10 protein-coding genes and 1 pseudogene are annotated in these 13,347 nt (G+C 46.7%); 5 read left to right on the plus strand and 6 right to left on the minus strand.

All coding sequences use genetic code 11. The annotated features are described in order from the left end of the window. Positions 1-80 precede the first annotated feature (80 nt). The gene (locus BW944_RS14775; RefSeq protein WP_084193693.1) at positions 81-890 is read left to right on the plus strand and encodes a DUF6044 family protein; all 810 of its coding nucleotides are present in this window, start codon (positions 81-83) and stop codon (positions 888-890) included. Positions 891-954: 64 nt separating this feature from the next. Here the strand turns inward: BW944_RS14775 and BW944_RS09180 are convergent, their stop codons facing one another. Together BW944_RS09180 and BW944_RS09190 are read right to left on the minus strand one after the other, a co-directional pair. Then, a complete protein-coding gene (locus BW944_RS09180; RefSeq protein WP_076558950.1) occupies positions 955-1,158 on the minus strand; it encodes a hypothetical protein in 204 nt (67 codons plus the stop codon). A gap of 740 nt (positions 1,159-1,898) precedes the next feature. Beyond that, complete coding sequence (locus BW944_RS09190) at positions 1,899-2,936, minus strand: YeiH family protein (protein WP_084193694.1); 1,038 nt, start codon at positions 2,934-2,936, stop codon at positions 1,899-1,901. 120 nt (positions 2,937-3,056) lie between these two features. Here BW944_RS09190 and BW944_RS09195 point away from each other — a divergent pair, with 120 nt between their 5' ends. Beyond that, positions 3,057-3,947, plus strand: coding sequence for a LysR family transcriptional regulator (locus BW944_RS09195; protein ID WP_076558954.1), 891 nt, complete (start codon positions 3,057-3,059; stop codon positions 3,945-3,947). 57 nt (positions 3,948-4,004) lie between these two features. On the opposite strand, the gene BW944_RS09200 is transcribed toward BW944_RS09195, so the two are convergent. Then, the gene (locus BW944_RS09200; RefSeq protein ID WP_076558956.1) at positions 4,005-4,799 is read right to left on the minus strand and encodes a C40 family peptidase; all 795 of its coding nucleotides are present in this window, start codon (positions 4,797-4,799) and stop codon (positions 4,005-4,007) included. A 549-nt stretch (positions 4,800-5,348) separates the two neighbouring features. On the opposite strand from BW944_RS09200, the gene BW944_RS09205 reads away from it, so the two are divergent. After that, positions 5,349-5,666, plus strand: coding sequence for a DUF3870 domain-containing protein (locus BW944_RS09205; RefSeq protein ID WP_076558958.1), 318 nt, complete (start codon positions 5,349-5,351; stop codon positions 5,664-5,666). Between the two features lie 116 nt (positions 5,667-5,782). Further along, positions 5,783-6,901: a DUF819 family protein gene (locus BW944_RS09210; RefSeq protein WP_076558960.1), complete on the plus strand. Its 1,119-nt coding sequence runs from the start codon at positions 5,783-5,785 to the stop codon at positions 6,899-6,901. On the opposite strand, the pseudogene BW944_RS14780 reads toward BW944_RS09210, so the two are convergent. Then, a pseudogene (locus BW944_RS14780) lies at positions 6,895-8,001 on the minus strand (IS256 family transposase). The gene BW944_RS09210 and the pseudogene BW944_RS14780 overlap by 7 nt on opposite strands. 2,160 nt (positions 8,002-10,161) lie before the next feature. Between BW944_RS14780 and BW944_RS09240 the strand changes: the two are divergent. Further along, positions 10,162-10,566, plus strand: coding sequence for a bleomycin resistance protein (locus BW944_RS09240; RefSeq protein WP_076558968.1), 405 nt, complete (start codon positions 10,162-10,164; stop codon positions 10,564-10,566). A 1,351-nt stretch (positions 10,567-11,917) separates the two neighbouring features. Here the strand turns inward: BW944_RS09240 and BW944_RS09245 are convergent. Continuing rightward, on the minus strand, positions 11,918-12,238 hold the full coding sequence (locus tag BW944_RS09245; protein WP_076558970.1) for a helix-turn-helix domain-containing protein: 321 nt from the start codon (positions 12,236-12,238) through the stop codon (positions 11,918-11,920). Positions 12,239-12,539: 301 nt separating this feature from the next. Continuing rightward, complete coding sequence (locus tag BW944_RS15045; protein ID WP_159438220.1) at positions 12,540-12,707, minus strand: hypothetical protein; 168 nt, start codon at positions 12,705-12,707, stop codon at positions 12,540-12,542. Positions 12,708-13,347 lie beyond the last annotated feature (640 nt).

Genomic DNA, 13,347 nt, shown 5'->3' on the forward strand with positions numbered 1-13,347 from the left:
GATTCGAATAACAGGAAAAGGGGTAATAGGGAAAAAGATAATAATTGTCCACTCTGGCAGTATATAGGAGGTTGGAAGCGATGAAAGGTATTATTCTTGCTGGAGGAAGCGGCTCCAGGTTGTATCCGATGACGAAATCCATTTCGAAACAGATGCTTCCGGTCTACGATAAGCCGATGATTTTTTATCCTCTTTCGGTACTGATGCTTTCAGGCATCAAGGAGATTCTGATCATATCCACCCCGAAAGATACCCCCCGGTTCGAGGAACTGTTGGGGGACGGCAGCGAATTAGGGATTTCTCTTTCATATGCTGAGCAGTCCTCCCCGAGAGGGCTCGCGGATGCATTCCTGATCGGTGAATCGTTCATCGGTTCGGATCGAGTCGCATTAATTCTCGGAGATAATATATTCTTCGGTCAGGGCTTCACGCCCCTGCTTCAAAAAGCTGCCCAAAAAGAAAAAGGCGCTACCATTTTCGGCTACCGGGTGGTGAGCATCGGGATGCACCCGGCGGTTTCCCAGTATAACGATATGCACACACTCGACCTATATGCCCCTGTCTACCCGCTTTCCTACAAACATGAATTCAGGGAAGTCATCGCCGGGGAATTGGAAAAGAATGCGTCGCTGGAAAATTACGTAGATACATGGGGCGGCCGCTTGTATGTATTTGTCGATGAGCTCGGGGAAAACTATCGCTTCACGAAAGAAGATGACAAAACCGTGGCGGACCTGCAGTTCAATACGGAAAAATTCAAGGAGATGGGCGGAGATTATGTACTCTCTGCAGTCGAGATCGAAAACGCCGAGGAGAATAACCTCGAGCTGCTGAAGGTGTTTGAAAGCGATGAGTCCGCCTGGAGGATTCATCTGTATCAGGCAACCTAGAAAATATACTACGGCTCTTCACTAAAAAACCGGAACTCTCTGAAGCAGGGAGTTCCGGTTTTAATTACTGTTGTCTATCCACTTCTTCATAAGGAGATTTTCTGTGCGTTTCTTGAGGGGCCTGGGTGCTATAGTCTTTGGTTTTTCCGCTATACATATCGCTTGCAGGTGTGTAGTCCTCACCTTTGGAAGGCTTACTCTTAAATGAAAATTTGAACGCGACAACAATAATAAGGATGATTATTATTGTCATGATTACCATTGCCATTAAAAATGTTCCTTTCTACTCACTATGTATTTTTCTATTTTAATATATACCATTTCTTTCTGAGAGGCGATTAGAGTTGATGCGGAATTCGTCTCCTCGATTTCATAACGTTTAATGGGAAATATCTCTTCGGTAAACCTTTTTCTTCTCCTGAACCCTGCAGCCGTTTTGTAGGAAAGTTTTTTGCATCGGCAGGTTGTTGCTGCTGGTACTACCGATATAATAGGAAGCCTGACATTCGTGTTTCAGGAGGTGAAGAATGTTATCAATTGCTCGTTTGAAAGATGGTCTGTATCTTCAATCATAAGATGGTTGTAGCTTTCGATAATTTTTCCTTTACTCATCATTTATCCCCTGACTTATTTTCGAGTGTGAGGAGTAAGGATTCTTTAGTCGATTATATTCGATAGAGAAGTCTAAATAAATCATTGAGAAAAGTCTGAAGGATCGTTAAGGAAATCCATGAAATCGAGGACTCCTATCGTGACGAGAGTAAGAGCAAAAACAATTAAAACGAGCCGAATAACTTTGAAACTGAACTTTTCCGTTTTAAAATCCTTGATGCCTTGCAGAGGGAAAAACAAAACACATAATCCGATCAGAATCGTAATAATAAAGATAGCAGACACCTTCCTCTTTTGAACTTCTTTTTTTTATACGACTCGAGGAATTGTAAGTTTCAAAAATTATTCATTATGATGAAAGCTCGGATAGTGCATGACTTTTCAGGGAGCAGGAACTTACATGAAAATGATCAGGGTCGTCACGGAAAGTACGACGGAAGTGATCGTCATCGCTACCAGCGGCTTCCATGCTTTCTGGCGCAACTGTTTCAAATCCACTTTCAATCCGAGACCGACCATGGCAGCGGTCAGAAGGAACGTTGTCATCACATCGACCGTGTTCATCGTACTCTCAGCTACAGGAATTACTGGACCGAGGACGTACGTACCGACGATGCTCATGATAATGAATCCGAGCAGAAACCATGGGAATGTCACTTTCGCCTCTCCTGTATCTTCGTTTTTTTGTTTCCGTTTCATAATATACATCAGGATGAAACAAAGGGGAATGAGCAGGAACACACGTCCGAGCTTGGCGAGCAGAGCCATGGCGAGAGGTCCTTCCCCGGCCGGAGCCGCTGCCAGCGCGACCTGGGCGACTTCATGGATGCTGACTCCGACCCAGCTTCCGTAAGCGAGATCGGTCATCGGTAAAATGGGACGCAAGAGTGTGTAGAGAATAGCGAAAAATGTTCCCATCAACGCGATGATGCCGACCCCGATCGCCGTATCTTCCTCTTTCGATTTCACGATGGGGGCAGTCGCAGCAATAGCGGCAGCACCGCACACGCCGGTTCCGATACCGACGAGAAGTGAAATCGAGCTGTCCGCTTTCATTACTTTCGCTATCCACACAGTAAAAAGGATTGCAAAAGCGACAACACCCGCATCAAGCAATAGAAGTCCGAGACCGTCCGAAAGAACTGTGCCGATATTCAGTTTCAATCCGTACAGGATAATCGCGACCCGGAGCAACCGTTTCGAGGAAAACTCTATCCCGGGGCGGAGGTTTTCCGGATAGCCGGCCACTTGACGATACGCAACAGACAGCACAATCGCGGAAGCCAACGGCCCGGCCAGGGCGAATCCGGGGACAAGAGCCAGAACGTAACCGAAACAAGCGATGAGGAACGTGAATCCCACACCGCCGAGCCAATATCTGCGTAAGTCCGGTTTATGTTTCGCTTCTTCTGTCAGTAGATGTGGCAGCCCCATATCATCGTCTCCTTTAATCGTTCTTCTTTTCTCAGCTTATCGTTTCCGTTATGATAAGAAAAATAACTATTTATGATAAAAGTCATAAGTTATCACTTATGATAAGGAGGTTAGGAGAAAATGGATCATCAGCTCGAAGTGTTCGTGACGGTAGCGGAAACGGAGAATTTCTCGCGGGCCGCCGAACGTCTTCATATGACCCAACCTGCAGTAAGTCAGTACATCAAGGCTCTTGAAAAATCGATGGAAGCGAGACTTTTCGACCGCAGTAACAAATACGTCCGTCTCACCCAGGCCGGGGACGTCGTTTATCATCACGCAAAGGAGATTCTCGGCCTGTATACGAACATGCACGCGCTTATCGACGATCTCACCGGTAAAGCGGGCGGAGCGATCTCCATCGGGGCCAGCTACACATACGGGGAGTATGTGCTTCCGGTTATTTTGAAAAGGATGAAGGAAGAGGCACCTGATATTGAGCCTACGGTCACAATCGGGAATACGAAAGAGATCTCCCGGCTCGTCGCCGAGTATCAGCTAGATGTAGGGATTATCGAAGGGGAAGTGGGGAATGAGAATCTAACGGTCGAGCCTTTTGAGACCGATGCGATGTATGTTGTAGCCGCCCCTTCATTTTTTTTCACTACGGAAGAAAAAAATATCGCTCCGGAAGATCTAGAACAGGAAACATGGGTTATAAGAGAAGAAGGTTCGGGTACAAGGAGAATGTCGGATAAATTTTTCGAAGAAACAGGGATCGAGCCCGCCTCTCGTCTCGAGTTCGGAAGCACACAGCTCATCAAGGAGTCCGTGGAAGCCGGTCTCGGACTCAGTCTGCTGTCCCACTGGACGTTCAGAAAAGAAGCGAAGGCCGGAACACTTCAAGTACTCGATGTGGAGGGTCTCCCGCTGCAGAGGGAGTTTTCCGTAATCTCCAGGTCCTTGTTCCGTTCGAAGGCACTCGAGGTGTTTCTCAGGGAAGTGAAGGAAGGGTATAGAGGAGAGAAGTGACATCGACCAATAAAAAAACCCCGCTCATCCAGGTCGGATGAACGGAGCTTGACTTTACTATTGAATCGATTTTGCACCGATATAATGGTTCTGCCAGTAGTCGAGACCGAAGTTGGAAACTTCGACGCCGCTGCTGCCGGCATGGATCATTTTATTGTCACCGATATAGATACCACTGTGGGAAGCACCTGCAGTGTCATACGTACCTTCGAAGAACACAACGTCTCCTACACTAGGGGAAGAAACATGTGTACCGTTCGCAGCCCAGATGCCGGAGTGAGTACGTTCTACGTCTTTTCCAACCTGTTCGAATGTTTCATTGATGAAACCGCTGCTGTCCAGTGCGGCACGTGTCGTTCCACCGTATTCATAAGGGATGCCGACGAGATTCTCTGCGGCAGCTACGATTTCGGAGTCAGCGGCACTGCCGGAAGTGGATACAGAGGCAGAAGTGCCAGTTGTAACCGTTTCCTGTTCACTCGAAGTGGAAGCAGAAGCGGAACCGGAAGAAAGAGCTGACTTCGTATTCGGTCCTGCGATACCGTCAACAGCAAGCCCTTGGCTCGACTGGAACGATGCTACTGCGCTTTTTGTGATCGGACCATAAACTCCGTCCACATTATAGTTATAATACCCGTGAGATGCGAGTTCGGATTGTAGAGATGAAACAGCCTGACCGCGGTCACCGATAGTCAAAAGGTTGCTTTCTGATACCTGAACGGAAGATCCGTTATCAGAAGGGGCATTCGACTGAGCGGAAACACTTGATCCTACAAGCGGCGTCAGTGCCAAAGATGTTACAATAGCTGTGGATACGACATATTTCCTGAATGGGTGTACTGGGTTAGTCATGTCTAGTTCCTCCATAAAATTTATTTGTGAGTGAAGCAAGATGTAGCATATGTACAACTTCTTCAAGCCAAGACCTATTGTATCACCTTAATAGCTTCTGCAGGTTATGAGAAGGTTACGATTCGATTATGGTTGTTTGACAGGAGAACGAACATTGTAATTTTTTGCAGGTGAATAGACATGAGTCGGAATCACCAGCATAGAGCCGTAGTTGCTTGAACCGGTGGGGGTTCGACTTTTTTGTCGCTGTAATATAAATAAGATCTGGCCCGTTTACTGAGAGAGTTTTTCCTTTGATTGTAATTTTTTATACTTCTAATGGTTCCCGTTCAATAGGGATCCGGAAAGGTCGTCGAGGAGAACAGGGAAAATGAGAGTAACCGTATTCTCCCTTTTTAACCTAGAATTCCAAAAATTTTATTGAAAGCGTTTCGAAGACGTGGTAACATTTTCATGAACACCGATTGAATCTGCATTTTGTAACGGCGGTTTTCCTTTGATCGGGCGAGCTATCCTTACAAAAGATGCCGGAGATTCGGAGGCAACAGGATGTATGCAGAACACACATGTTTCGTAGTGGGTGAATCCAAATCACCCGGCAATAATGCCATCACGAAAAAATACGATTCCTTCTTCGCCGGATTCGTCGTTGATATGAAGAGTCATGAAATCGTCGATGTCGAATGCACGGCTATGCTGGATATCACCGTTTATTTTGTACATAGTCTGTTCATCGGAAAAAAAATGACGGACGGAGATTCGGTTGAACAGGCGATTACGAATCGCTATTTCGGATCTTCTCAAAAAGCACTGATTGTTGCTTTCAAGCAGGCACAGTTGAAGTACTGTGACATAATGAATATATGATACCGATTGCTTTATCTCACTGCTCGTGGATAGAACCCAGTCGCCAAGAAGCGTATTCTTGCCGGCTGGGTTTTTGTTTTTATATATACAATTATCATTCAAGGGGGACAATCATTATGATCGAAAGTGGATTTCTTTATTTAGGTGTAATCATAGGTCTGGCCGGGCTGGTCGCTTTTCTCGAATCATCGAAAAGTAAATTCTTCAAGTACGTCCCAGGCATAGTACTCATTTATTTCGGTGGGGCGATTCTGAAGACGACGGGAATCATAGGCTCCACAGAAACGATAGACAGCACGTATGGGAACGTCCGTGATGTGCTGTTACCTATGCTCATATTCCTGATGCTGATCAATTGTGATTTGCGCAAACTGAAAAAGCTCGGACCGAAGATGCTCATCGGGTATTTTACTGCGGCATTCAGTATCATGCTCGGGTTCGTCGTTACATATCTTCTTTTCCAGGGTCTATATGCAGAGAATACGTGGCAGGCGTTTGGAGCTCTTGCCGGGAGCTGGACGGGCGGGTCCGCCAATATGGTGATTATACAGGGGATCCTCGACGTGCCGGAAAATATATTCGGATATGCGTTGATCATGGATACCGTCAACTACTCCTCGTGGGTCATGATCATGTTTTGGCTCGTTCCGTTTGCGACGCTTTTCAACAAATGGGCAAAGTCGAATACGGATCATCTGGATGAAGTGACTGCGGAACTGAAAGAAGAGGATGAAGAAATGCAGGGCAAAACGACTTCCTTCGTTCACATGATCGGTCTGCTGGCGCTTGCTATTTTCGTATCCGCAATAGCTGCTGAACTCGGCGGATTGCTTCCTTTGTTCGGGACCGTCGTGAATGCGACGACATGGACGATTCTCATCGTCTCCATCGTCGGTGTACTTCTGGCTATGACGAAGCTGGCGAAAGTTCCGGGTTCGATGGATATCGCGAACGTCTTCCTTTATATTGTCATCGCTCTCATCGCCTCGCGTGCCGACTTCTCGCAATTGGGGCAGGCACCGGCTTATATCATTTCCGGGTTCGTAATCCTGGCTGTGCACGCTATCATCATGCTGCTCGCCGCTAAAATCTTCAAACTCGACCTGTTTACCTTAGGTGTATCGAGTCTTGCGAATATCGGCGGTATGGCATCTGCCCCGCTCCTCGCGGGAGCCTATCACAGATCACTGATTCCGATCGGCGTACTGATGGCCCTCGGCGGGTACCGTCAATAAGTTTGTGTAAAGCAGTGGGGTGATTCTCGGGGGAAAAGGTTAATTCCGTTCTTTTTTTCAGTCTGGGATCTATAACGTTCCTCAAACATAGCGTGAAGTTTAGGGCTTGCTTCTTTGAACCTACGGAGTTTACGTGTGGACTACTTGGTGTTGCACGCGTCTCAAACCATATAAATCACTTTTTTTACGGCTTCTTCGGAGGGCAGACTGGTCATTGTTTTCAGACGTTTTTTGAATTCCTTCATGGTGGGATGGATGATGTTTGTCGTGTAGATCATCGGGCGGATGGAGGAAGGATAGTTCAGGAACGCGGTGAGGATGTGGAGGTCCTTCCTCCAGGACTTGGCGATTTTTGGATATTTCTTCTGTCACGTGCCACAAAAAGCGTCCAGCTACTTTTCAGCTTCTTCGTTACTATGAGACCGATAGATAGCTTTCATTACTTCCTCGAGATCGGGAACCCCGTCGAAAACTCTGAGAAGCACTTCTTTGTAGCCGTGATGATGGGGGTATCGGAAAGAACTTTCTTCCAGCCGAGGGAGCTTTCCTGACCTCCGATATAGAAGCTGAGAATCTCGCGATAGTCGTCTTCCGTGACAACAATGATGAAGTAGACTACTTCGTTCGCCACATCGTCTCGGCGCAATTTCAGGTGTGTGCCATCGAGATAAAGTACGACTTACCTGTTTTGGAGAGGACGCTCCTGCCAGGTACGGATATCTTCCATCACTACATCGGTGATGTTATTTATAGTTGCGGGGGAGTAAGCATGGCCGAGGATGCGCTCGAGGAAGTTTCTGATTTCACGCGTGCTCATCCTTTTCTGATACATGGTGATGACCGTTTTTTCTCAGCCACTGTTTGTATCGCTGATACGGTTGAAACATTTCCGTCTGGAACGCATTGTCGCGGTTTCTGGGGACCTGAAGATCTTCGATGCGTCCGTATCTTGTGTCCAGTTGGCGATTATAGCTGCTGTTTTTATAATTCTTCAATTCCGGATTCTCTTCGAAGAATTGGTTCATCTCTTCTTGGAAGAAGGAACGGACCACATCCTCCAATATATTTTCGAAGGTGTTTTGTCCTATACTTGTAGACATAGGTAGGGCATCCCTTTTCATGAGTTGATTTGGTCGTTAACTATGAGGATACCCCACCTCTTTTTTTGTGTTCAATAGTTTTATACAAACTATTTTACGTCATCTTTAACTACCATACTTTTTTTGAAAATAGCAAAGGGATTTTATAGACAAGCGAAATTGATATAAGAATTATCTCCCCCAAAAACTCAACCCACTTCTGCGGTGTGAGTAGGCGAACACCGGGACGTAGTTCCACACCGGCGTACGTACAGTTCTTTCGTCGTGGGTGGACGAACAAAGCGTGAGCTTTGTGAGGGAGCCTGTAGCTCCGATTCAGGTCTCTTTCCCGAAACGAAGCGGGCGTTCCGGATGGATTGCCCGGGGAGAGAAGGCGAAGGGTTTCGCTCTTTATAAATGAGAAAGCGACGAAGAAGAGCTTTTGAATGAGCAGTCCGCAGGACCAAGAACCGGGATGCGCAAGCATTCTGGTACGCAGTAAGAGGGCGGGGTCAGCTATGCTGACTGACGAGGGCTGAAAGCCCGATGTCATACACGTCCCTTATGCTCTTTCCCCTACACGTCGACCAAATACGCCCACCCCGTAATACCGCCGCGAAATCCCGGCATACCAACAAATACGCTTACTCGGAGATGACAACAGTCGCGCCCGCGGCAATCAACCCCCCGCATAAACCCCGGCATATCAACAATCGTCAAATACGCCGACCCGATTTTCGGGGAGACAGCGTATGACGGCAATCACGGGGCGTATGTTCGCCGGAGTCCTTCGAAGAAGAAGGAATTACGGCGAGTTTCAGGGTGGGAGACGGGTCGATATCCGGGGCGATCTTTCACGCCCCGGGAGGGCTGTCAGCAGAAACGTGGAGGGGACGTTAGCGATAAAATATGACCTTTCGCTGGGCGCCGGTCCACAGGCGCAGCGGGAAATAAAGCGGTCTTCAGGCGATCGATCACTCGGAAAACAGCGGGGACGACGCGGGGGATATCACACAGCAAAATCGGTTCTGTACGTACAGAGGACGGGATGGTTGTCGAACGGATACTCCCCCTGCGGCGGCGGGACTCCGCGTTGCTTTTCCAGAGGGATCAGGTGCCGGAAAACGGAGCGGGAAGCCCGGAGCGGTTATACGAGCGTGAGCGAGAAAGGCAGGAAAGACCACCGACGGGCACGGGACCCGATCTGTTTGGAGGGGTTGGGGTACGTTACCGGAAAACACTGTCTGCACTGCGGTTTCAGAACGGGATTACGCCCTGGATGACGGTTCGTGGGGGAAGCCCGGAGCGGTTATACGAGCGCCAGCGAGAAAAGGCAGGAAACACCACCGACGGGCGCGGGACCCGCACGAACCGTCATCCCACCCCGGATACACAAACGACTGTCTATTCAGGGGTTTCGTTATTTTCTCATGCAATCCGACGCGTCGAACGGGAAGCCTGGAGCGGTTATAGGAGCGCCAGCGAGAAAAGGCAAGAAGAACCACCGACGGGCGCGGGACCCGTTCGATCGCGGCGGTATTCCCTGTGATACCAGCGAGTAAATCACTGACGGCACAGTAGAATAAGGCGTTTCCGCGCGGTGCCGCGCAGCGGATCACGCCGCGGGAGGACGGGTCGTGATCGGTCTGGTCTTTCGGAGAAGTATCTGGTCTGCTGGTCAGAAAAAAAACCGATAGCCGAGGGGCTACCGGTCCGGGTTCTTCATGGGATGCGACACGGTGTGTCATATATTATGCTCACGAGATACGCACACCGTGCCGCATGCTGTGCGAATGCTTCAGATTCTTTATGGAATGCTTATGATATGCGGCATGAGATACGAACATTGGGCCACATGCCGTGCGAATACCCCGGGTTCTTTAAGAGATATGCACGGGATGCCATATACCATGTGCACGAGAAACGTTATGAGATGCAGAACGATTCACGCACGCCTTTGATTCTTCATGGAATGCGTAGGCTGTCGGATAAAGCGTGGGGTGGGAATGATTACAGCCGTACCACCTCACATTTTTAAATGATTAAAATGAAAACCATACGTATATTCATTTATAAATGTTATGCTTGTTGTTTGAATTCGATTGGTTTTCAATAAGAACAGTATTCAACAATCGGGCTATTTAACGGAATAAATTCATCAGAAGGTTGAGGAGAAAAATAATGAGATTCAATGCTTTAATTCCAGAGTTATCTGTAACAGACATCGAAAAGTCTAAATGGTTTTATATAGAATTGCTCGGCTTCAAATTAGAATATGAACGAGTAGGCGATAAATTTGTATTTGTTTCGTTAGAAGAGGAAACGCAAATGATGTTAGAAGAAATCAATGGCCATTGGAACACTGGGGAGCTGAAACACCCATTTGGTAGAGGAATCAATTTTCAAATAGACATTGAAGACATACAACCTGTTATTAATCGGTTAAGAAAACAAAACATTCCACTTTTTAGAGAGCCCACTGTCAGCGAATATACAAGTAATGATACTACATTTATACAGAAAGAATTTCTTGTTCAAGACCCTGATGGATATTTACTTAGGTTCTCGCAAGAAATAGCAAGTTAACATAAAAATCTCTTACAGAATCGGGCGCGATTTTTGAAGATCAAAAGCCTAATTCCTCGCTAAAAATAGGGAGGGATTAGGCTTTTTTTATCTTAAATCTCCCAATTGGTAAATACCGTGGCAACAGGTGGTAAGTTCTGTGGCAATCACTGGAAAAAAAGATGACAAAAGTGGTACATTTCCTTGGCCTTAATCAGGGAAGTGGGTATTCCGAAAAAATAGAATTACTGAAGACTCTCGTCTGTCCAGCAAGGGGTTTTTTGTATCACAGAAAAATGCACTGGAACCCGGTGCATACGTTTATATATAGAAGCCCTTGGCGCAAATGTCGTAAATCACGCACAGAACGTCCAGACAAAGCCATAGCGACCTCATTGAATATAAGGGACAGCCAGAACACCGAAACGAGCCTCAGAACGCCTGTAAGCGCCTAATACGCATAATGACGGCCTGCTGAACTGAGACCCACTCCCGGATTCGGTATTTTTTAAAAACGGAACCCGCCGGGACACCCGTCACAGATACAAAGCTGGAAGATAAAGAGATAGGTAGCTGTATGTATAACCCGGGATTCCTCCTCACAGAAACAGGATGATGCGATCACTCTCATCAGAAAAGAGAATTGTACCTTGGTACCTCTTTTTTTTGAAGAAACTATTTATAAGTGAATCGTGCGTCATATATGACGTGTTCTGTTCTATATACTTCTTTTCTTTTTTAAATAAGGTGCAAAGGTACAAATCTCTATGAGCCCTTGATGTGACTCACTTTTGCTGTACCTTTTCCGTGAAAATAACTAGGTACATCGAGGTACAAAGCAGGTACACACCGCCATTTTTTTGTGATTAATTCCATTAATGGGATTATATGTATATTCGCTTCAAGATATATTGGCTGTCCATTCTGGCGAAAAAGATGCAATTCGCCCCTCAAACTAGGTACAATTCGCCCGAAAAAGGTACTGAATCGCCAAACAAGGTACATAACTAGGTACAGGATTTCGCACCGTCAATCGACCGGATTCTCCCGAAAGAGAGGTCTGTGGTGTGCTTCTTTTTATGCAAAAACTGTATGGATATACATCTATATACAATTATAAATAAACCGGTTTCCATAAAAAATGAGGGCGGAGGCCCCCGTTTCTTTTGTGACAATCAATATAATCAGACGTCCAGGATGCAGCGCATCAGATTCATTACGGTCTGTGGCTCCTTGATTGTTTCGCATGATACGATGGAGTCTTCATGTTTTACCTGGCGCATAATGTCATAAGCGACGGAGTTTTTCGTCGCCGGGTTCGTATCAGGTACGGTATCGTAAAAACCGCCCGGAACTTCCCGAACGGTCCTACCTATATGTCTTCGGCTCCGTCCGTCCCACGATCGGAGCAGGCCATTTGCTGGAACATCTCGGCGTATTCCCTAGGAGAAACCCCGAGTGCCCGGAAAATTTTCTCGTACGTATGAACCCCGAGGTTCCCCGTGCCTCCCTCGGCGCGGGTGATGGTTTTGAGACCTACACCTGCTTTCTCAGCGAGTTCTTTTTGCGTGAGCGATACCTGCCTACGCCGATTGAAAATCAAGCGGCCGAGAATCGTTCCGATACCGTAGAAGAAGTCCTCGGTTTCCGGAAGTTCCTTGATGACGTCATGGTTGCTTGTCAGATCCTTCATAGAATCATCTCCTTCTCAGCATACATCGAGCCCTGAGATCTGTTACATCTAGTATATCCTATTAAGACGCAAGCCGTGAAACGATAGAGCCGGTATTCGGAAAAAAGAACAGAACATCTCTACAATTGAGATAATCAGTCATAACACAAAGAACCCATGCCCTCGACGAACAGATTACGCCCGAGAACAAATCAGTACTCGAAGCGCTCGAACGGAACTCGAAAGCACTCAAGCATTTGTCCAAAGCACGCATTGGTCGCATCCTCGGGTGCCAGAACGTCAAACGAAAGACAATCGATGACTACATGGATATCCTGCAGAAAGCGGGCGCTGTGATGGTTATGAAGACGAAGAAAAAACGAGATACCTGATCCATCCGGATCTTATGTTCCGTCTCGACAACGACGGAACCGACAAATATACGCGTCATGTCCGTGCGATGTTCGATCAGCACGAAAACTGACGTCAAACCGTTCCGCTCTCTGTGGAGCGTTTTTTTATTTGGAGGAGTAGAGAAAACCGTGCTCTCATGAATACCTATTTCGGTAGTAGCAGGAGGAATTGAGAAAAGAGGGATCGTAAAAACCGTGCTCTCGTGAACCCCTGTTTTCAAGAAACTGTGCTTTCACGGGATCGAGTCTATGCCAAAATGCCATTCTCATAGGGGTGAGTTTATCCAAACCGTGTTCTCGTGACCCTCTATTTTCAAGAAACCGTGCTCTCACGGGGTCGGGTCTATGCCAAGATGCCGTTCTCATAGGGGGGAGTGGATTGTCAACACAAAACTAGACGATTTCGTTAAGGTGATTCCGACGATAATTAGCCAGTTCTTGATACAGGTGAAGAAACTGTCCGGTTGAGTTTAGCTTATATATAAGAAGGCATAATAAAGATTATTAATAGACGTTCAAATTACTCTGAGAAGCAAATAGATGAAGGTGGAAGCCATAGGAAGTGTTTGCTTGAAGGGAAATAGTTGGTACAGTTATTGGTCAGTTTTATTAAGTATTATACCTATATAAGTTGAACTTAAGCTTTCCATGTCGGTTTTTCGGGTATAAGAAAGGTATATAAATACCCGAAAGGATCGATGATAATGAACCGGGAAC

This window comes from Salimicrobium flavidum, from assembly GCF_900156645.1.
GTDB lineage: Bacteria > Bacillota > Bacilli > Bacillales > Halobacillaceae > Salimicrobium > Salimicrobium flavidum.

Coding starts and splice junctions, on each gene's coding strand:
- BW944_RS09210 (WP_076558960.1), top strand. CDS start 5,783: ATGATCGAAAGTGGATTTCTTTATTTAGGTGTAATCATAGGTCTGGCC.
- BW944_RS09190 (WP_084193694.1), bottom strand. CDS start 2,936: ATGGGGCTGCCACATCTACTGACAGAAGAAGCGAAACATAAACCGGAC.
- BW944_RS09205 (WP_076558958.1), top strand. CDS start 5,349: ATGTATGCAGAACACACATGTTTCGTAGTGGGTGAATCCAAATCACCC.
- BW944_RS09240 (WP_076558968.1), top strand. CDS start 10,162: ATGAGATTCAATGCTTTAATTCCAGAGTTATCTGTAACAGACATCGAA.
- BW944_RS09245 (WP_076558970.1), bottom strand. CDS start 12,238: ATGAAGGATCTGACAAGCAACCATGACGTCATCAAGGAACTTCCGGAA.
- BW944_RS09195 (WP_076558954.1), top strand. CDS start 3,057: ATGGATCATCAGCTCGAAGTGTTCGTGACGGTAGCGGAAACGGAGAAT.
- BW944_RS09180 (WP_076558950.1), bottom strand. CDS start 1,158: ATGGCAATGGTAATCATGACAATAATAATCATCCTTATTATTGTTGTC.
- BW944_RS14775 (WP_084193693.1), top strand. CDS start 81: ATGAAAGGTATTATTCTTGCTGGAGGAAGCGGCTCCAGGTTGTATCCG.
- BW944_RS09200 (WP_076558956.1), bottom strand. CDS start 4,799: ATGACTAACCCAGTACACCCATTCAGGAAATATGTCGTATCCACAGCT.